The organism is Streptomyces flaveolus (genome assembly GCF_014648815.1).
GTDB lineage: Bacteria > Actinomycetota > Actinomycetes > Streptomycetales > Streptomycetaceae > Streptomyces > Streptomyces flaveolus.
On the sequence record NZ_BMRV01000003.1, the window covers coordinates 83014 to 101708 of the forward strand.

General features: G+C 71.3%; 17 protein-coding genes. 5 read left to right on the forward strand and 12 right to left on the reverse strand.

Translation table 11 applies throughout. The annotated features are described in order from the left end of the window. The first annotated feature begins 14 nt into the window (after positions 1-14). A complete protein-coding gene (locus tag IEZ05_RS07985) occupies positions 15-191 on the forward strand; it encodes a hypothetical protein (RefSeq protein ID WP_189229309.1) in 177 nt (58 codons plus the stop codon). Between the two features lie 22 nt (positions 192-213). On the opposite strand, the gene IEZ05_RS07990 is transcribed toward IEZ05_RS07985, so the two are convergent. From IEZ05_RS07990 to IEZ05_RS08020, 7 genes are all read right to left on the reverse strand, one after another. Continuing rightward, positions 214-1005, reverse strand: a complete 792-nt coding sequence (locus tag IEZ05_RS07990; protein ID WP_189229310.1) for an SAM-dependent methyltransferase — start codon at positions 1003-1005, stop codon at positions 214-216. 110 nt (positions 1006-1115) lie between these two features. Beyond that, entirely contained in the window at positions 1116-1301 is a 186-nt protein-coding gene (locus IEZ05_RS07995; protein WP_229869604.1) for an LbetaH domain-containing protein, read from the reverse strand. A 92-nt stretch (positions 1302-1393) separates the two neighbouring features. Continuing rightward, the gene (locus IEZ05_RS08000) at positions 1394-3424 is read right to left on the reverse strand and encodes a glycoside hydrolase (RefSeq protein WP_189229311.1); all 2031 of its coding nucleotides are present in this window, start codon (positions 3422-3424) and stop codon (positions 1394-1396) included. Positions 3425-3571: 147 nt separating this feature from the next. Next, the gene (locus tag IEZ05_RS08005) at positions 3572-5617 is read right to left on the reverse strand and encodes a beta-galactosidase (RefSeq protein WP_189229312.1); all 2046 of its coding nucleotides are present in this window, start codon (positions 5615-5617) and stop codon (positions 3572-3574) included. Between the two features lie 87 nt (positions 5618-5704). Then, the gene (locus tag IEZ05_RS08010) at positions 5705-7048 is read right to left on the reverse strand and encodes an ABC transporter substrate-binding protein (RefSeq protein ID WP_189229313.1); all 1344 of its coding nucleotides are present in this window, start codon (positions 7046-7048) and stop codon (positions 5705-5707) included. A gap of 99 nt (positions 7049-7147) precedes the next feature. Then, positions 7148-8098, reverse strand: coding sequence for a carbohydrate ABC transporter permease (locus IEZ05_RS08015; RefSeq protein ID WP_189229314.1), 951 nt, complete (start codon positions 8096-8098; stop codon positions 7148-7150). A gap of 7 nt (positions 8099-8105) precedes the next feature. Continuing rightward, a complete protein-coding gene (locus IEZ05_RS08020) occupies positions 8106-9032 on the reverse strand; it encodes a carbohydrate ABC transporter permease (RefSeq protein WP_189229315.1) in 927 nt (308 codons plus the stop codon). 194 nt (positions 9033-9226) lie between these two features. On the opposite strand from IEZ05_RS08020, the gene IEZ05_RS08025 reads away from it, so the two are divergent. From IEZ05_RS08025 to IEZ05_RS08035, 3 genes are all read left to right on the forward strand, one after another. Continuing rightward, the gene (locus IEZ05_RS08025; protein ID WP_229869605.1) at positions 9227-10294 is read left to right on the forward strand and encodes a LacI family DNA-binding transcriptional regulator; all 1068 of its coding nucleotides are present in this window, start codon (positions 9227-9229) and stop codon (positions 10292-10294) included. 142 nt (positions 10295-10436) lie between these two features. Further along, positions 10437-12239, forward strand: a complete 1803-nt coding sequence (locus IEZ05_RS08030; protein ID WP_189229316.1) for a thiamine pyrophosphate-requiring protein — start codon at positions 10437-10439, stop codon at positions 12237-12239. 65 nt (positions 12240-12304) lie between these two features. Next, positions 12305-13384 (forward strand): SDR family oxidoreductase, encoded by a 1080-nt coding sequence (locus IEZ05_RS08035; protein WP_373298733.1) that lies wholly within the window; start codon positions 12305-12307, stop codon positions 13382-13384. 35 nt (positions 13385-13419) lie between these two features. Here the strand turns inward: IEZ05_RS08035 and IEZ05_RS08040 are convergent, their stop codons facing one another. From IEZ05_RS08040 to IEZ05_RS08055, 4 genes are all read right to left on the reverse strand, one after another. Further along, a complete protein-coding gene (locus IEZ05_RS08040) occupies positions 13420-14220 on the reverse strand; it encodes a ribonuclease BN (protein WP_189229317.1) in 801 nt (266 codons plus the stop codon). 315 nt (positions 14221-14535) lie between these two features. Then, positions 14536-14937, reverse strand: a complete 402-nt coding sequence (locus IEZ05_RS08045; RefSeq protein ID WP_189229318.1) for a hypothetical protein — start codon at positions 14935-14937, stop codon at positions 14536-14538. 123 nt (positions 14938-15060) lie between these two features. Continuing rightward, positions 15061-16281: a cytochrome P450 family protein gene (locus IEZ05_RS08050; protein WP_189229319.1), complete on the reverse strand. Its 1221-nt coding sequence runs from the start codon at positions 16279-16281 to the stop codon at positions 15061-15063. Between the two features lie 113 nt (positions 16282-16394). Further along, positions 16395-17084 carry a GAF and ANTAR domain-containing protein gene (locus IEZ05_RS08055; RefSeq protein WP_189229320.1) on the reverse strand — a complete coding sequence of 230 codons (690 nt, stop codon included), beginning with the start codon at positions 17082-17084 and terminating at the stop codon, positions 16395-16397. A gap of 590 nt (positions 17085-17674) precedes the next feature. On the opposite strand from IEZ05_RS08055, the gene IEZ05_RS08060 reads away from it, so the two are divergent. Next, positions 17675-18187, forward strand: a complete 513-nt coding sequence (locus IEZ05_RS08060) for a GNAT family N-acetyltransferase (RefSeq protein ID WP_189229321.1) — start codon at positions 17675-17677, stop codon at positions 18185-18187. Positions 18188-18463: 276 nt separating this feature from the next. Here IEZ05_RS08060 and IEZ05_RS08065 read toward each other — a convergent pair whose 3' ends face one another. Continuing rightward, entirely contained in the window at positions 18464-18688 is a 225-nt protein-coding gene (locus IEZ05_RS08065) for a hypothetical protein (protein ID WP_189229859.1), read from the reverse strand. Positions 18689-18695: the final 7 nt, after the last annotated feature.

Below are 18695 nucleotides of genomic sequence, written 5' to 3' on the forward strand. Positions count from 1 at the left end.
AAGGGGTGTACACCGTGCTCGCCATCATCGCGGCGGTTCTGTTCCTCATCGCCTGGCTGATCAACGCGGCGGAGATCTCGACCAACGACGTCTTCACCTCGACCAACGTCATGCTCATCGGCCTCGCCCTGCTGGCCCTGCACGTCGCCGGGATCGGCAGCGGCTGGGCGGCGCGCGGGCGCCGCCGCTGAGTCACCGCCCCGCGCCCCGGCGTCAGGGGATGCGCGCCACGCCCGCGTAGATACCGCTCTCCTCCGCCGCGGGCGGCTCCTGGTCCGCGCCGTACCACTCGGTGGCGGTGACCAGCCCCGGCGGCACCAGCTCCAGTCCGTCGAAGAACCGGGCCACCTCCGCCCGGGTGCGGAAGCCGAGCCGGATGCCGCCCTTGGCGTACTGGGCGATCACCTGCTCCGCCAGCTCGGGGAACAGGTCGATCGCGGCGTGCGAGAGGACCAGGTGGCTGCCCGGCGGGAGGGTGGCGACCAGGCCGCGGACGATGCCGTGGGCGTCCTGGTCGTCCGGAATGAAGTGCATGAGGGCGATCAGGGACAGCGCTATGGGCCGGTCGAAGTCCAGGACCTCGCGGGCGTGCCGCACGATCTCCGCCGGCTCGCGCACGTCGGCCTGGATGTAGTCCGTGGCGCCTTCCGGGGTACTGACCAGCAGCGCCTCCGCGTGCCGCAGCACGATCGGGTCGTTGTCGGCGTAGACGACCCGGGCCGCCGGCACCGTCCGCTGGACGATCTGGTGGAGGTTGGGCTCGGTGGGAATGCCCGTGCCGATGTCCAGGAACTGGTCGATGCCCTGCGCGGCGAGGTGGGCCACCGCGCGGTTCATGAATGCGCGGTTCTGCCGCGCGGCGTCGCGTGCCTCGGGCGGCAGCGTCTCGCCCACCGCCTCGTCGACGGGGTAGTTGTCCTTGCCGCCCAGCAGCCAGTCGTAGACCCGCGCGGGATGGGCCCGGCTGGTGTCGAGGCGAGGGGGCTGGGAATGGTCCGTCGTCATGGCACGCTCCGTCGTCCGGGAGGTGAGGCTTCGCCGCTGTTTTCGATCATCGTACTGCCCTGCGGCCGGGCCATGTGCGGTCCCCGCGAGGGGAGTTGCACCCCAGTCCCTCACCCGTCCCGGACCAGGGTCCGGGGCGGATCGTCCCGGGCGGCGGTCCGGTTGTAGGCGTCGGCCAGCTCCTTGGCCCGCAGACGTTCCCCGGTCAGGCCCTCCAGGCCCGGTGCGCCGTCCGCGTAGAGCTGCCGCGCCGCCATCCTGCGGCGTACGTCGAGCTCGCGGGGGTCGATGGTCATGCCGTCTCCTGCTGTCTCGCGGGGCGGGCCGCGGCCCCGTCCGCACCGCCGGCGGCCGTGCGGACGGGGCCGACCGCTCAGGTCGGCGGGGATCAGCCGGCGGACACGTCCGTCACCGTCCAGCGCTGGTTGGCACCGGAGTTGGGCGGCCACGTCGTGACGGCCGCGCCCGCGTGCGTCGCCTGGCCGCCGACCTCCAGGAGGCGTCCGGTGGCGGCGTTGACCAGCGTCCAGGTGCCGTCACCGGTGGTCGACAGGAGCCATTCGGTGGCCGCGTCGCGCCTGCCGGTGTCGGGTTCGGCCACCGGGACGTCGTCGCGCACGGCCAGCCGCGTGCCGTCCCGCGGGTCGGTGAAGACGTAGCGGTCGCGGACTCCGCTGCCCGGGCGCACCGCGCTCAGTCGCCACTGCTGAGCGTCCGTGCCGCTCCCGAGGACCAGGCCCGTGGCGTCGTCCGCGACGGTGACGGCCTTGCCGCTCTGCACGCCGGTCAGGGTGTAGGTGTGGCCCTTGCGGAGCGCCGGGGCGTCCTTCGCGACACCGAAGACGCCCTCGATCTCGAAGGACGTCACGGACTGCGCGGGCACGGTGAAGGTGACCGTACGGTCGCTGACCCTGATCGGGGCCTGCTCCGCGAGCCTGCCGTCGGCGCTGGTCACGACCGGGGTGACGGTGGCCCTGCGGCTGACGTCGCGGAACTTCGACAGGTCGATGGTGACCGTGCGGGGCTCGGTGGTGCGGTTGACGTGGACGAGGGAGGCGCCCTTGCCGTCGCGGGTGACGGCGGCGGCGCTGGACGTGTCGTCCGTCCTGATCAGCCGGTCGCCGGGCTTGATGAAGTGGGTGAAGTTGCGCGCGGTGTCGAACTTGGTGTTCGTCCGGATCGGGCAGGTCTCGAGGGTGTCCCGGGCGGTGCAGCTGAACGGCAGCTGGATGCTGCCCCAGTTGCCGCCCTTCGCGGACTCGCCGCCCGGCTTCATGTTGTCGTAGTCCTCGACGGGCTGCCAGAACACCCAGGCGCGGGGCTCCAGTTCGCGCAGGTCGTCGACGATCTGCTGGGCGAGGCCGAGGCCGGGCCGCATGTCCTCGAAGTCCTGCCCGTCGCCCCAGTCGCCGCCGACCTCGCTCATCCACAGCGGCTTGTCCGCGGCCTTGGCGAGGTCGCGCACGGTGGTGCGCTGGCCGGTGCCGTAGGTGTGGACGTTCATCTGGCCGACGAGGTCGCGGTCGGCCGGGGAGTACGCGCTCCAGTTCCTCGCGAAGGTGCCGGGGTTGGTCTCGTCCATCGCCGAGATGTCCGCCTCGACCTTCGCCTTCCTCAGCGCGGGAGCGAGGGCCTGGAGGACCTTGCGCTGGAGCTCGGGCCCGATGTGGGCCCCCTCCTGCCGGCCGCCGACGGGCTCGCCGTCGGCACCCAACTGCGTGCCCCAGTAAGGCGTGTTGGGCTCATTGAAGGGATCGACGGTGTCGACCTCGATGCCCTCGGCCTGCTCCAGCCGCCTGGTCGCGCCTGCCAGGTAGGCGGCGAAGTCGTCGACCGAGTCGGTCCTCAGCTGGTCGGCGGAGGAGTCGAAGCCGCCGGAGACGTAGCCGCTGACGGTCATGAACCAGGGCGGCGAGTTGCTGAACGTCTCCCAGTGGTCGATGTCGTCCTTGATGCGCTCGACCCACCAGCGCTGGGTGGCGTCGGCGTCCTTGTTCCAGTCGGCCGGGTCGTCGGCGCTCCACCATCCGGTGTCCTCGCGGGTGGTGCCCGCGGGCGCCTTCCACCAGCCCTCGACCGCGCCGCCGGCGCGCAGATAGTCCTTGACGTCCGGTGCGTTGCCGCCGCCGATGTTGTAGCGGGCGATGTTCAGCCCGAGGCCGTCGTCGCCGAACAGGAGCCGGGCCAGCTTCTCGCGGATCTCGGGCGGGTAGTCGCCGGTGGCGTTGGCGAACCAGACCAGACTGGTGCCCCAGCCCTCGAACTCCTCCTGCTGGTACGACGGGTCCGGCCGCACGGTGACGGAGGCGGCCGCGGCGGGCTCGGCCTGCGCGGGGACACTGATCAGAGCGGCCCCGGTGGCCAGGGCGGTGAGCGCAGCGGCTCCGAGGAGGCGTCTGCTGCGGGTACGGCGTGCCATCGTGTGCTCCCGACGTGAAGGTGTGGTCGCTGCGGTGGCCCCTTCCGCCTGTTTCCGGGCAGAAGGGGACGGCCCCGGAGCGGGTGCGTGCCGCTCCGGGGAGACAGGGGGGGTGCGGGTGCGCGCTCAGTCGGTGGGCGGGTGCGCTCAGTCGGTGGGCGTGCGCAGGACGGCGACGCCCCTGGGCGCGAGGACGACGGCGCCCTCGTCACCGGTGCCGCCCACCAGGACCTCTCCGGTGAGGCCCGGGACGGTCACGGTCTCGTCGGTCCGGTTGACCAGGAACAGGAAGCGCCCGCCCGGACCGCGGCGCACGGTGGCCTCGACCAGCCCGCGCACCTCGGCGGGCAGGTCGCTCGCCACGCCGGCCGGTGCCAGCAGCCGCGGCAGCAGCCCGGCGAGCCCTTCGGCGCCGAGCCGGGTGGAGACGTAGGCGGCCGAACCACTGCCCGCCGGGCGCCGGGTGACGGCCGGGCGGCCCGCGTGCGTGCCCGTGCGGTAGTGGGCGAGGACCTCGGTCCCGGGCGCGGTGACGGTGATGTGGTCGGTCCACAGGGAGCCGGTGGCCGCGTCGTCCAGCTCCACGGTCTCTCCGTCGGGCAGCGGACCGAACTCCTCGACGCGGATGCCCAGCAGGTCCCGCAGGGCGCCCGGGTAGCCGCCGAGCCAGACGTGGTCGTTCTCGTCCACGATGCCGGAGAAGTACGTGGTGACCAGGTGCCCGCCCTGCTCGGCGTACCGGGTGAGCTCCTTGGCGAGGTCCGCGGGCACCATGTGCAGCACGGGCGCGATCAGCACCCGGTGACGGCTCAGATCCGCGCCGGTGGTGACCACGTCGGCGCGGACCCCGAGGGAGAGGAGCGCGGAGTACCAGTCGAGTGCCTCCTGGTGGTAGTCGAGCAGCGAGGTCGGGTGCGAGTCCTGCTCGCTCGCCCACCGCGACTCCCAGTCGAAGAGGATGCCGACCTCGGCGGGCTCCCGCTCGCTCCCGGCGACCGGCGCCAGCGTCCTCAGCGTGTCGCCGAGCGCGGTGACCGCGCGGAACAGGTCGCTGTCGGCACCGGCGTGCGGCACCATCGCCGAGTGGTACTTCTCGGCGCCGGCCGCGGACTGGCGCCACTGGAAGAAGCACACGGCGTCGGCGCCGTGCGCCACGTGCGTCAGCGAGTCCCGGGCCAGCTCACCCGGCCGCTTCGCCAGGTTCACGGGCTGCCAGTTCACGGCGCTGGTGGAGTGCTCCATCAGGAACCAGGGCCGGCCCCCCGCGATGCCGCTGGTGAGGTTCGCCGAGAAGGACAGCTCGTCGCGGGCCTGCGGGTGCGGGACGACGTAGTGGTCGTTGGCGACGAAGTCCACCTCGCCCGCCCAGTCCGCGTAGTTCATGCCCGTGGTGCCGGGCATCACCATGAAGTTGGTGGTGACGGGAACGTCCGGTGTGAGCTCCCGCAGCACCTGACGCTCGGCCCGCAGGTGCTCCTTCAGCGCGTCCGACGAGAAGCGCTTGAAGTCCAGCTGCTGCGTCGGGTTCGGGTGGGAGGCGGCCAGCCGCGGCGGCAGGATCTGCTCCCAGTCGCTGTAGCGCTGCGACCAGAACGCCGTCCCCCAGGCGTGGTTGAGGGCGTCCAGCGTGGTGTACCGGGAGCGCAGCCAGTCCCGGAAGGCGCGGGCCGCGTCGTCCGAGTAGTCGTAGACGTTGTGGCACCCGAGCTCGTTGTTGACGTGCCAGGCGACCAGAGCCGGGTGGCCGGCGTAGCGGGACGCCATCTCCCGGACCAGGCGCAGGGCGTGCTCCCGGAACACCGGCGAGGTCGGACGCCAGTGCTGGCGTGCTCCCGGCCACAGTGTCTCACCGCGGTCGGTGACCGGGAGGATCTCCGGGTGCGCGGTGGTCAGCCAGGGCGGCGGGGACGCGGTGGCGGTGGCCAGGTCGACGCCGACGCCGTTCGCGTGCAGCAGGTCCATGACCTCGTCGAGCCAGGCGAAGTCCCAGGTGTCCGGACCGGGCTGGAGCCGGGCCCAGGAGAAGATGCCGACGGAGACGACGTTCACGCCGGCCTCGCGCATCAGCCGTACGTCCTCCTCCCACACCTCCCGGGGCCACTGCTCGGGGTTGTAGTCGGCGCCGAAGGCGAGACGGGGGGCGGGCGCGCCGTCCGGCCCGCCCTGGAGGCGGGACAGGAGGGTGGAGATCATGCCGGTCCTTCCGGTGTGGTGCGTGCGGTGCGGGGGCGGCGCGGATGCCGCGCCGCCCCGTGCGGGCCGCCGCATCGCGTGCTGGTGCTACTGCTCGACGGTGAAGCCCTGCTCCTTGCCGTACTTGACCGAGGCGTCCTGCCAGGACTTCAGGCCCTCGGCGAGCGTGGTGCCGGAGACGTAGGCCTTGCCGACGGTGTCGTTGAAGATCGAGTTCGCGTACACCTGGTAGGGCAGGTACGACCAGTCGTCGGAGACGTTCGCGGCCGCCTCGGCGAAGATCTTGTTGGCCTGCTGGCCGCCGAAGTACGGGAACTTCGTGTCCTGGAACGTGGTGGACTGCAGATCCGCGGTGGTCGCCGGGAAAGCGCCGTTCTCCAGGCGGGTCTGCACGCCCTTGCCCGCGTTGGCGTACTCGACGAAGGCGTACGCCAGCGCCTCGTTCTTGCCGAGCTCGGGCAGGGCGAGCGCGCTGCCGCCGTTCTCGGCGCCGGCCTTGTCGCCCGCCGTCCACTGCGGAAGCGGGGCGGCGCGCCAGTCACCGGAGGCGTTCTTCACGCCCGACTCCAGGTTGGCGGGCATCCAGGCGCCGGTGGCGAGGGTCGCGATGCTGCCGTCACCGAGGCCCTTGTACCACTCGTCGCTCCAGCTGGTGACGGGAGCGAGCAGCTTCTCGTCGATGAGCTTCTGCCAGACGGCGGTGAACTTCGCGGCGCCCGCGTCGGAGAAGTCGACCTTCACCTTGGTGCCGTTCACCGTATAGGGGTGCGAACCGGCCTGCCAGAGCATGCTGGTGGCGAAGCCGGCGTCACCGGTGTCGGCGGTGATGTACGCCTTCGGGTTCTTCCTGTGCAGGTCGCGGGCGGCGGTGAGGTACTCGTCCCAGGTGGTGGGCACCTCGATGCCGTACGTGTCGAAGACCTTCTTGTTGTAGAACAGCGCCATCGGGCCGGAGTCCATCGGCAGGGCGTAGACGCCGTCACCGCCGGCCTTCACACCGTTCCAGGGGCCGGGCGAGTAGCGGGTCGCGAGCTTCTCGGCGCCGAAGCCCTTGAGATCGGTGAGCTGCTCGGTCAGGGCGAACTGGCCCATCGCGTAGTACTCGATCTGGGCGACGTCGGGCACGCCCTTCTTCGCCGATATGGCGTTCTGCAGGGCCGTGTACTGGTCGTTGTTGGTGCCGGCGTTGACCAGGTTCACCTTGACGCCGGGGTGTTCCTTCTCGAAGCCGGCGGCCACCTGCTCGAGGGTGGGCTCCCACGCCCAGACGGTGAGGGTGCCGCCCTTCTTCAGAGCCGCCTGGACGTCCTCCTGGGAGACCGACTTCCCGCTCGATCCGCCGTCGTCGCTGCCGCCGCAGGCGGTCGCCCCCAGGGCGAGGGCGCAGACGAGACCGAGGCCGCGCAGCAGGCGGCGCGAGTGCTTGTGCATGGGCGAGCTTCCACTTCTTCGTGGCCGGGAACCGGCACAGTCGAGGGTCGGAGGAACGAGGCGGAACGTGGGGGAGCGGAGCGTGGGGGAGGGGCCGGGCTATTCCTTGACGCTTCCGGCGGCCAGTCCGGACTGCCAGTACTTCTGCAGCAGCAGGAACGCGGCGATCAGCGGCAGGATCGTGATGAGGGACCCGGTGACGACCAGATTGAAGACGGCCTCGCCGCCCGCGGTCTGCGCCTGCTGGTTCCAGCTGTTCAGGCCCAGTGTCAGCGGATACCAGTCCGGGTCCTTGAGCATGATCAGCGGCAGGAAGTAGTTGTTCCAGGTCGCCACCATGGTGAACAGCAGGACGGTGACGATGCCGGGCGCCAGCAGCGGCAGCGCGACCCGGAAGAAGGTGCGCACCTCGCCGGCTCCGTCGATGCGGGCGGCCTCCATCAGCTCGGTCGGGATGGCCTCGCTCGCGAACACCCACATCAGATACAGGCCGAAGGGCGAGATCAGCGACGGGATGATCACCGCCCAGGGCGTGTCGGTGAGCCCCATCTTGCTGAACATCAGGAAGGTCGGCACCGCCAGCGCCGTACCCGGCACCGCCACCGCGCCGATGACGACGGCGAAGACGCCGCGCCGGCCGGGGAAGTCGAACTTGGCGAGCGCGTAACCGCCGAGGACGGCGAGGAAGGTGGCGCCGCCCGCGCCCAGTCCCACGTACAGCAGGGTGTTCAGCAGCCAGCGGGTGAACACGCCGTCGTTGTAGGTGAACGTCTGCGTGATGTTGTCCCACAGGGCGAAGTCCCCGTCGAACCACAGGCCGAAGGAGTCCGACAGGCCCTCCTGTGTCTTGGTGGCGCTGATGACCAGCCAGAGCAGCGGCACCAGGCTGTAGAGCACCACCAGCCCGGTGAGCACGGTCAGCAGGACGCTGCGCCGGGGCTTGCCCGGGGAGTGCGGGCGGCGGGCGGCACGCAGCTTGGGCGCGGCGCGGTGGGCGCCGGACGGCGCGGGCGCGGGACGGTCGGAGACGGTGACGACAGGACTGGTCATCGCTGCTTCACACTCCCTTGCGCATGCCGCGCAGCTGGACGACGTAGGCGATGACCATGGTGATCAGCCCCATGACGATGGCGACCGTCGCGGAGTAGTTGTGCTGCTGTCCGTTGAAGGACAGCGAGTACGTGTAGAAGTTCGGCGTGTAGTCGGTGGTGAGGGCGTTGGGCGCGAGCGGCTGCAGGATGTTCGGCTCGTTGAAGAGCTGGAAGCTGCCGATGATCGAGAAGATCGTCGCGATGACCAGCGCCCCGCGGATGGCCGGGAGCTTGATGGCGGTGATCACGCGGATCTGTCCGGCACCGTCGATCTCGGCGGCCTCGTACAGCGAGTGCGGGACCACGCGCAGCGCCGCGTAGAAGATCAGCATGTTGTAGCCGATGAACTCCCAGGTCACGATGTTGCCGATGGAGGCCAGCACCAGATCGGGGGAGAGTGGGTCGGGCAGCGTGACGCCCAGCGCGTCGTTGATGTCGCCGACCAGTCCGAAGCGGGTGCCGTACAGGAAGCCCCACATCAAGGTGGCCACCACGGCGGGCACGGCGTACGGCAGGAAGATCGAGATCCGGAAGAAGTCCCGGCCGTAGAGGCGGCCGCTGTCCAGGGCCAGCGCCACCAGGAGCGCGATGCCGAGCATGACCGGCACCTGGACGGCCAGGAAGAGCGCGACCCGGCCGAGCGAGGCCCAGAACCGGTCGTCCTGGAAGGCCTGCGTGTAGTTGTCCAGGCCGACGAAGGTGGTCCCGCCGATGAGCTGGTCGCGGAAGAGGCTGAGGTACACCGAGTAGGCGATCGGCGCGAGGAAGACCAGGGCGAACACGGCCACGAACGGACCGAGGAAACCCCACCCGGTCCAGGACCGGCGGTCCCGTCTCGTCGGTGGCGGTGCCGGCCGCGGCTCGGCGGCGGCCGGCGGTTGCAGCGTCGTCATGTCGTCGTTCCTCGCTCGTCCACGTCCTGGAGCTTCGCGATGTTTACGTAAACATCGCGCACCGCGACATGGTGCCCGGGCTGTTATGTTTACGTAAACATCTGATGGCGGCATGTCTACACTGCCCCGATGACGACGGTCAAGGGTCCTTTCTGACCGGGGCCCGACAGCGACAGAGAGGCGGCTGACGGCGAGTGAGCACGGCTGAGGAAGTCCCGACGAGCGCACCCGCGCGTCCCCGGCGCGGCCGGGACCGCACGGCCTCCATGGCGGACGTGGCCCGGCTGGCCGGGGTCTCCTCGCAGACCGTCTCCCGTGTCTCCAACGGATACGCGGGAGTCACCGAGGAGACCCGGCAGCAGGTCCTGGCCGCCATGAAGGAGCTGGGTTACCGCCCCAACAGCGCCGCCCGGGCGCTCAAGCGCGGAGAGTTCCGCACCATCGGCGTCATCACCTTCTCGCTGTCCACCACGGGCAACGTGCGCACCCTGGAGGCCATAGCGACGTCCGCGGCGAGCGAGGGCTACGCGGTGACGCTGCTGCCGGTCGCCGTGCCCACGCAGGACGAGGTGCGGGGCGCGTTCTCCCGGCTGGAGGAGCTCGCCGTCGACGCGGTGATCGTCATCATGGAGGTCCACCTGCTGGACGCGGCCACCGTCACCCTGCCGCCCCACGTCCAGGTCGTGGTCGTCGACTCCGACGCCGGCGACCACTACACGGTCGTCGACACCGACCAGGCCGGCGGCACCCGTGCGGCCGTCCGGCACCTGCTCGGCCTCGGGCACGACACGGTGTGGCACCTGGCCGGACCGGAGGACTCCTTCGCCGCCCAGCGCCGCACGGACGCCTGGCGCCGCACGCTCGCCGAGGCGGGCCGCACCCCGCCGCCCCTCACCCGGGGCGACTGGTCCGCGGAGTCCGGTTACCGGGCCGGCCTGGAACTCGCCGCCCGAGAGGAGTGCACGGCCGTCTTCGCGGCCAACGACCAGATGGCCCTGGGACTGCTGCGCGCCCTGCACGAACGCGGCCGGCGCGTCCCCGAGGACGTCAGCGTCATCGGGTTCGACGACATCCCCGAAGCGGGCTCCTTCCTGCCGCCGCTGACCACCGTCCACCAGGACTTCGCCGAGGTGGGCCGGCTCTGCGTCCAGGCCGTGCTGCGCAAGATGCGCCAGGACGGCCCGGAGCGGGGGACGACCCTCGTGCCCACCCGGCTGGTGACCCGCGACAGCACCGCGCCGCCCCCGGCGCGGGGACGCTGAGGGCGCCACCGCGTGGGTCCAAGTGCCCGGGGGCTCCGTACGAAGCCCGGGTGACCGTATGGGTGAGTACCGCCCGGTTTGCGAGCTGCCGGGGAAGGCACTCAAACACCTCACCGTTCTTCACGCGCGCCCGGGAGTGCCCATGACTCAAGTCGCCGACTTCGTACTTCAGCGCCTGCGGGAGTGGGGTGTCGAGAGGGTCTTCGGCTATCCGGGTGACGGCATCAACGGTCTGCTCGGCGCGTTCGACCGGGCGGAGGGCAGTCCGGAGTTCATTCAGGCGCGGCACGAGGAGATGGCCGCGTTCATGGCGTGCGCGCATGCCAAGTTCACCGGTGAGGTGGGCTGCTGTGTGGCGACGTCCGGGCCGGGTGCGGTGCATCTCCTCAACGGTCTGTACGACGCGAAGCTCGACCATCAGCCGGTGGTGGCGGTGGTGGGGCAGCAGAAGCGGCTGTCGCTGGGCACCCACTACCAGCAGGAGATCGCCCTGGATCAGCTGTTCGCGGACGTGTCGGAGTTCTGCCAGATGGTGGTGCACCCCGGTCAGGCCCGGCACGTCGTCGACCGGGCGTTCAAGACGGCGCTGACCACGCGGGGCGTGGCCACGATCATCATTCCGAACGACGTGCAGGAGGAGGACGCGATGCCCTCCCCGCCGAAGACGCACGGCTCCGTCTTCTCCAGCGTCGGCTGGAGCCGGCCCCGTGTCCTTCCCGATCCGGACGAGCTGCGCAAGGCGGCCGACGTCCTCAACGCGGGCGAGAAGGTCGCCATGCTGGTCGGCCAGGGCGCTGCCAAGGCCCAGGACGAGGTGGTCGAGGTGGCCGAACTCCTCGGCGCCGGCGTCGCCAAGGCCCTGCTCGGCCGCGAGGTCCTCCCCGACGACCTGCCGTTCGTCACCGGTCCGATCGGTCTGCTGGGCAGCAAGGCCAGCGACAGCATGATGCAGGACTGCGACACCCTGCTGATGGTCGGTACGAGCTTCCCGTACTCGGAGTGGCTGCCCGACGAGGGGCAGGCCCGAGGCGTGGAGATCGACATCGACGGCCGCATGATCGGCATCCGCTACCCGATGGAGGCCCACCTCGTCGGCGACGCCAAGGAGACGCTGAGGGCGCTCCTGCCGTTGCTGCGGCGCAAGGAGGACCGGGGCTGGCGGAAGAAGATCGAGAAGGACGTCCGCGAGTGGAACGACCTGTGCGACCGCTGGGCGGGGGAGCACTTCGGCAAGACGATCAACCCGCAGGCGGTGGCCGCCGAGCTGTCGCCACGGCTGCCGGACGGGGCGATCCTCACGGCGGACTCCGGTTCCGGCACCAACTGGTGGGCCCGCCACCTCAAGCTCCGCGACGGCATGCACGCGTCGCTGTCCGGAACGCTGGCGACGATGGGTCCCGGCGTTCCGTACGCGATCGCGGCGCGCTTCGCGTATCCGGACCGGCCGGTGATCGCCTTCGTGGGCGACGGCGCGTTCCAGATGAACGGCATGAACGAGATGATCACCGTCAAGCGGTACCTGGACCGGCTCTCCGGGACCGCCCCGCTGATCTTCTGCGTGTTCAACAACCAGGACCTCAACCAAGTCACCTGGGAGCAGCGCGCCATGGCCGGCGATCCCAAGTACCCCGGCTCCCAGGACATCCCGGACGTCCCTTACGCCGCCTACGCCGAGCTGCTCGGCCTCAAGGGGATCGTCTGCACCGACCCCGACAAGGTCGGTGCCGCCTGGGACGAGGCGCTCGCCTCGGACCGGCCCGTGGTGCTCGAGTTCAAGGTCGACCCGGAGATCGCGCCGATCCCGCCGCACATCATGGTCGAGCAGGGCAAGAAGGCCGCCAAGGCCGCCGTACACGACCCCGAGCGCGCCGGCATCGCCGCCAAGGGCGTCCGCCAGAAGCTCACCGAGTACGCCGAGCACCTGCCCGGCCGGGGCAAGAAGTGACCGGCGCCGGCCGGTTCGGACGCGGCGGGCGGCGTCGCGGGGGTGACGGCATCGAGGTGGTGGTCGTGACCGGCGCGACCGCCGGTGTCGGCCGGGCCACGGCCCGGGCCTTCGGCGCGCGCGGCGCCGCCGTGGCCCTGCTGGCCCGCGGCGAGCACGCCCTGGAGCGGGCGGCCGAGGAGGTCAGGGAGGCGGGCGGACGGGCGCTGCCCCTGGTGGTGGACGTCTCCGACCCGGACGCGGTGGACGCCGCCGCGAGCCGCGTGGAGGACGAGTTCGGCCCGATCGACGTGTGGGTGAACGCCGCGTTCACGACCGTCTTCGCGCCCGTACCGGAGGTCTCGCCCGAGGAGCTGAAGCGGGCCACGGAGGTGACGTACTTCGGCTTCGTCTACGGCACGCAGGCCGCGCTGCGGCGGATGGTGTCCCGCGACCGGGGCACCGTCGTGCAGGTCGGCTCGGCCCTGGCCCAGCGCAGTGTCCCGCTGCAGGCAGTGTACTGCGGTGCCAAGCACGCCATCCAGGGCTTCACCGAGTCCCTGCGCTGCGAGCTGCTGCACGACCGCAGCGGGGTGCGGGTCACCATGGTCCAGATGCCGGGCCTGAACACACCCCAGTTCAGCTGGGTCCTCAGCCGGCTTCCCCGGCATCCGCGTCCAGTGGCCCCGGTCTATCAGCCCGAGGTCGCCGCCGAGGCCGTCCTGCACGCGGCCGGCCACCCCGAACGGCGTGAGTACTGGGTGGGCGGTTCCACCGTCGCGACCCTGCTCGGGCAGAAGCTCGCCCCGGGCCTGCTCGACCGCTACCTGGCCCGCACCGGCTACGACTCGCAGCAGACCGACGACCCCGTCGACCCGTCCCGGCCGGTCAACCTCTACGAGCCGGTGGACGACGCCGCGCCCGTCGACTACGGCGCCCACGGCCTCTTCGACGACGAGTCGCACGGCCGGAGCCTCCAGTTCTGGTTCTCACGCCACCGCCGCCCGCTCACGCTGGCCGCGGTGGCCGCCGGGGCCGTCACCGCGGCACTGGCCGGCGGCGTGGGCGGGCGCGTCGACACCGGCGGCGCCGAGACGGCGAGGCGGACGGTGCGCACCGGCACGAACACGTTCGGGAAGGGCCGGGGCAGGCTAGCGCGCAGCTGACGCCGCCCTCCGCCGTACCGGCGGGAGGGACCGGATCACGGCTCCCGGTCGATGTTCCGTGTCCACCAGTGGTGCTCGCAGAACCAGTGGCCGACCATCGAGCCCCCGAAGACGACGAACCCGACCCCGATGAGCCAGGACTCCACCACCAGCACGATGCCGACCGTGCCGTAACTGATCGCGTTGTCGAGGATCAGCGGGGTGAAGACGAGGTAGGAGAAGCCGCGCAGCCCGATCAGGCCCACTATGGTGGCCAGCGCCCCCGGCAGCAGGTCACGCCAGCGGACCTGGCTGCCCAGCAGGAAGTGCTGCCCCCACCAGAAGAACAGCATGCCGGTCGCCGTGGACAGCACGATCCGGGCCGAGCCGTGCAACGCGGTCCTGGTCTGCACCTCCTGGTAGAGGTACGCGGTCAGGGCGATCACCCAGGTCAGCTGCCGCCAGACGCGATGCCAGGGGCCGGACGGCAGACCCCAGATGCGTTCGTAGCCGTTCTGCACGCTCGCCGCGAAGGACACACCGAAGACGGCGAGGGCGATACCGCCCCAGACGCTCGTGGTGCCGACCACCTTGGTCGGCGGGCTGATGATGTCGGTCAGCACCTTCGCGGACCGGCCGGACAGCCCCATGCCGTCGGCCAGCCAGGAGGCGAAACCGCCGCGTCCCAGGGGATCGGCGGCGGCCACCACGATCAGCAGCGGCGCCAGCGTGACCAGGGCCAGCGTGGCGAACCCCATGGCCCGGTGCATCAGCTCCAGTTCCCGGCCGCGCCGGACCAGCGCGGACGCGGCCAACCGGTCCCACAGACGGAGGAAGGGGCGCCGGTACCGGTTCACGGGTGCTCCTCGGGCGGTCCTCGGACTGGCTCGCCGATGCGGAACTGAGTGACCCGGGGACGCCCCGGACAAACGTGACACCCGGTACGCACACCCGTCCGCGCCGCCCGAAGCCGCCGAACGAAGGACGACCGTGCTCCCGGTCCGGGCGCACGCCGGCGGACGGACCGGGCCGGCGTGCACCCACGGGGAACACGTCGGTCGCCGCGTTCGCGCACGCGCACCTGGCGCCGCTGACCGAGGCGGCCCCAAGTCCTCGCCGGTCGAGTGGGCGGACGCGGAGCTCTACCGCGTCCACGGCGCGCGACCGTCCTGTCAGGGGTCCATGCGCTGCCGCTGACGCATCTGCTCGTTGTGCCAGGCGATCGCGCGGCGGATCTGCGGCTCGTGCAGGCCCGTCCGGCACGCGAGCTGATCCATGGAGAGCGCCGGCGGCCCCGTGGTCAGCGCCCGGGTCAGCTTCGCCGCCCACAGCTCCTCCTCCACGAAGGGCCGGTCCTGGTAGCCGTCCTTGACCACGTCGAAGTGGTCGTCGCAGCACGCGGTGATGAGCCGGAGCCCGTCGAACCATTCGTGGGTGGCGTGGGCGGAGGAGGAGTCCGGCACGTATCCGCGCACGGCCTCGTCCTCCGGGAACACCCTGGCGCACAGATCGCACAGTTCCATGGGAACGGCCCGCGCGGTCCGGCGGCCCCTCCTGCGCTTGCGGTTCCACATCGCGCCTCCTGGAATCACCGCCCAGCAGCGTCGACGCCGTATGCCGTGTCGGTCCGGCGTCCGGAATTCCGGAGTTACCCGATGGGAAGGGGACAAACGCCCCTCCCGTCCCACCGGTCCCGCCTAGGACAGGCGGACCGGCAGCTCGTACAGGTCGTTCTGCGTGACCACCGGCTTGTTGCGCAGTCCGGACACCGGCACCGCCAGGTCCAGCCCGGGGAAGCGCGCGTAGAGGGCGGGGAGCGCCACCCCGGCCTCCAGGCGGGACAGCGCCGCGCCGGGGCACACGTGCGGGCCGTGCCCGAACGCGATGTGCCGGTTCCGCGAGGTGCGGGTGATGTCGAACGCGCCCGCCGTCGGACCGTGCGCCCCCTCGTCCCGGCCCAGCGCCCCGTACGACACGATCAGCGCGTCCCCGGCGGGCAGCACCCTGTCGCCGACCGGGACGTCCTCGGTCGCGAAGCGGATCAGAACGTGCGAGGTGGGGGTCGAGTACCGCAGCGTCTCCTCGACCACCGCGGACCAGTCCGCCTCGCCGGACAGCACCAGGGCGCGCTGCTCCGGGTGCGCGGACAGGTTGACGACGGCGTTGACGATCAGCGAGATCGTCGTCTCGTGGCCCGCGGCGACCATCAGCTGGAGCGTGGAGACGATCTCCTCGTCCGTGAGGCGGTCGCCGTCCTCGGAGGCCATGACCAGCGCGCTGGTCAGGTCGTCACCGGGCGTGGCACGCTTCGCGGCGACCGTCTCCGCCATGATCCCGGCCAGCTCGGTGAGGGTGGCGACGACCTCCTCGGGCGGGGTCTGGGTCGAGAAGAACTTCTCGAACAGCACCTTCAGCCGGGGCAGCCGGGCCTCCTCGATCCCCATGAGGTCGGCGACGACGTACATCGGCAGCGGGTAGGCGAAGGCCGCCTTGAGATCGACGACGCCGTCCGTGGGCAGTTCGTCCAGCAGCCGGTCGGTGAGCTCCGTGATCCGCCCCCGCATGTGTTCGACGCGGCGCACGGTGAGCGCCTGCGCGACGAGCGCCCGCAGCCTGCGGTGCTCGGCGCCGTCCACGGTGAGCATGGAGCGGCCCGGGTTGGCCAGGCCGATCAGCGGCCAGTCCGCGGGGATCTCGCCCCGCTGCCACGCCCCCCACACGTTGATGTCCTTCACCAGGCGGGGGTCCGTGAGGAGGGCCTTGGCCTCGGCATGGTGGGTGACCGCCCAGATGGGCACGCCGCCCGGCAGCTCCACGGCGGCGAGCGGTCCGGCCGCGCGCAGCCGGGCGCTCTCGCCCTCCAGGTCGGTGACGAACGGATCCAGCGGTATCCGCGCCTCTTCGGTACCGGTCGTCATCGGGCATGGCCTCCGGGGCAGTGGTCGGCGGCACGGCTGAGCGGGGAGCTTCCGTGCGGCGCCTCAACGGGCGATCAGTGTACGAGAGTTCGTGATCGCCGAAGGGGGTGGGCTCAGGGAAGGCCGCCCCGCTCGCAGACCAGCCGGGCGACGTCGCGGAGCTTGACGTTGCGCTCCTGGGAGTAGCGGCGCAGCGCGGCGAAGGCCTGGTCCTCGGTGAGACGGTGACTGCCCATCAGGATGCCCATGGCCTCGCCGATCGTGTGCCGGGTGCCGATGGCCTCCTGCAACTGGGCCTGCGTGCGGGCGCTGGAGAAGGCGACCGAGGCGTGCGAGGCCAGCAGCCAGCCGGCGGTCTCGCTGGCCTCGGTGAAGGCCCCGGGCCGGCGGGAGTAGAAGTTCAGCGCGCCGAGGTCCTCGTCCTCGGTGAACAGCAGGATGCCCATCATGCTGCCGAGGCCCAGCTTGCGGGCCTCGGGCACGTACTTGGGCCAGCGCTCCGCCACGTCGGTGAAGTCGGCGATCCGGAACTGGCGCTCTCCCTGGGAGGTGCGGGCGGCGTCGAAGCAGGGCCCCTCTCCGACGCGTTCCTGGAGCTGGTCGCTGTCGATCACCAGCTGCTCGGTGGGCGCCAGCGACTGCACCCGTCTGCCGCGCAGCAGGAGGATGCCGGCGGCGTCGCACCCCTCGACCAGCTCGGTGGCCGCGCCGGTGATCCGCTCCAGCGTGTCGCGTACGGACTCCTGGGCCAGCAGATCCCGCGCCAGCGAGGCCATCTTCTCGGCGAACGTTCGCCAGTCCATGCCGTCCTCCCGTTCCGCCGTGCCGGCGCGTCACTGCGTCGGTCGACCCTCTAGGAGTGCCCGGGGGCGAGCGGATGCAAAAGCGCCGGGAGTCGCCCGGGGCGGGGTCCCGCGACATCTTGTTTCGCGCTGCATCTACACGCATCACGCGCTGATGGACATCCCGTCACGGGCCACCCGGTCCCGCCGTGACGCTCGCCTGCAACACGCATCTATGTCGCGAATGCACCGGATTGACGCGGCAGGGCCGCACCAGCACCGGCCTCGCGGCCCGAAGCACCAGGTCACACCACCCTGGCCACCCCGGGAGGGCTGCTTCCTCTGAAACCGCCCGAGATCATTCTGAGCCTGCCGGGCGGGGGAGGTGTCTGAGGATGGGCGCCCGGAAGGCTGTATCGTTGCTGTGTTCGTGCTTGTTCAGGAGCTGAGGATCGGGGAGGTGAGGTTGATGACCGCGCTCGAGGCCACCGTGCGCAGCGCCCGGGTCTCCCTCACGTCCCGGACCGTGGCCTGACCCCCTGCACCCTCGCTGAGAGCGTGAGCTCGCGGGCAACCACACGAACATCTCCTGGAACGGATCTTCCATCGTCATGGGCGACACCTGGATCACGCGCGCCGAAACCAGCGCCGACATCCCCGCCATTCGCGATATCGTCCTCGCCGCCTTCCCCACCCCGGCGGAGGCCGACCTCGTCGACGCCCTGCGCGCCGACCCGACTGCCTGGATCGATGGCCTCTCCCTCGTCGCGGCGAACGAGGCCGGCCACCCGGTGGGCTACGCCCTGCTGACCCGCTGCCACATCGACACCACCCCGGCCCTGTGCCTGGCCCCGTGCGCCGTGCGCCCGGAGCAGCATCGGACCGGTGCGGGCACCGCGGCCATCCGCGCGGCCCTGGCCGCGGCAAGGTCACTGGGCGAGCACCACGTGGTCGTCCTCGGGCACCCGGCCTACTACCCCCGGTTCGGGTTCACCCGTGCCTCCGGCCACGGCATCAGCCTGACCATCGACGTCCCCGACGACGCCCTGATGGCAATCAGCCTCGACGCCGACCATCCGCTCCCCAGCGGAACCGTCCACTACGCCGCTGCGTTCGGCATCTGACCCGCCTCGTGCCGGGCGGGGGCTCCAAGCTCCCGCCCGGCACACTCCACCGGGCGCCGATCTGGGGTTCTCCTCGTCGTCGTGCTGCCCATGACGCCCCGAGCAAGGCCAACAACGGCATCGACACGTCCGCGCCCCCGTGCGCAGAACAGCAGCTGCGTGGTTCTGCCGGGTTCACTCCCCTTCCCGTCGGTGAGGACGTCGGGGTGGTGTCGCCCTTGCTGGGCGATCGCGGTATGCCCGTGCCCGGCCCAGAGTGCCCGCACCGCATCGCTCTCAAGCTGAGCGGGAGTTTCCGCCCCACAACTGACTCCTCAGCACGCGAACGCTATCGAGGAAGGCGCGGTGGGCCCGGCGACCGGCCGCGCCGATGCCGTTGGCGAACTGCCGCAGGACCTCGCGCCGCTCGGAGACGAAGTGGTCGCCGCACTGTCGATCCGGACCGGAGCCGGCAGGCCGGCGTTCCGCCGCGGCGGTGGCCCGCTCGTCGAAGCCGGCCACCGGTCGT

What these genes read in the sequence shown, in the direction of transcription:
- IEZ05_RS07990 (WP_189229310.1), bottom strand. Translation starts at nt 1,005, where the DNA reads ATGACGACGGACCATTCCCAGCCCCCTCGCCTCGACACCAGCCGGGCC.
- IEZ05_RS07995 (WP_229869604.1), bottom strand. Translation starts at nt 1,301, where the DNA reads ATGACCATCGACCCCCGCGAGCTCGACGTACGCCGCAGGATGGCGGCG.
- IEZ05_RS08000 (WP_189229311.1), bottom strand. Translation starts at nt 3,424, where the DNA reads ATGGCACGCCGTACCCGCAGCAGACGCCTCCTCGGAGCCGCTGCGCTC.
- IEZ05_RS08005 (WP_189229312.1), bottom strand. Translation starts at nt 5,617, where the DNA reads ATGATCTCCACCCTCCTGTCCCGCCTCCAGGGCGGGCCGGACGGCGCG.
- IEZ05_RS08010 (WP_189229313.1), bottom strand. Translation starts at nt 7,048, where the DNA reads ATGCACAAGCACTCGCGCCGCCTGCTGCGCGGCCTCGGTCTCGTCTGC.
- IEZ05_RS08015 (WP_189229314.1), bottom strand. Translation starts at nt 8,098, where the DNA reads ATGACCAGTCCTGTCGTCACCGTCTCCGACCGTCCCGCGCCCGCGCCG.
- IEZ05_RS08020 (WP_189229315.1), bottom strand. Translation starts at nt 9,032, where the DNA reads ATGACGACGCTGCAACCGCCGGCCGCCGCCGAGCCGCGGCCGGCACCG.
- IEZ05_RS08030 (WP_189229316.1), top strand. Translation starts at nt 10,437, where the DNA reads ATGACTCAAGTCGCCGACTTCGTACTTCAGCGCCTGCGGGAGTGGGGT.
- IEZ05_RS08045 (WP_189229318.1), bottom strand. Translation starts at nt 14,937, where the DNA reads ATGTGGAACCGCAAGCGCAGGAGGGGCCGCCGGACCGCGCGGGCCGTT.
- IEZ05_RS08050 (WP_189229319.1), bottom strand. Translation starts at nt 16,281, where the DNA reads ATGACGACCGGTACCGAAGAGGCGCGGATACCGCTGGATCCGTTCGTC.
- IEZ05_RS08055 (WP_189229320.1), bottom strand. Translation starts at nt 17,084, where the DNA reads ATGGACTGGCGAACGTTCGCCGAGAAGATGGCCTCGCTGGCGCGGGAT.
- IEZ05_RS08060 (WP_189229321.1), top strand. Translation starts at nt 17,675, where the DNA reads ATGGGCGACACCTGGATCACGCGCGCCGAAACCAGCGCCGACATCCCC.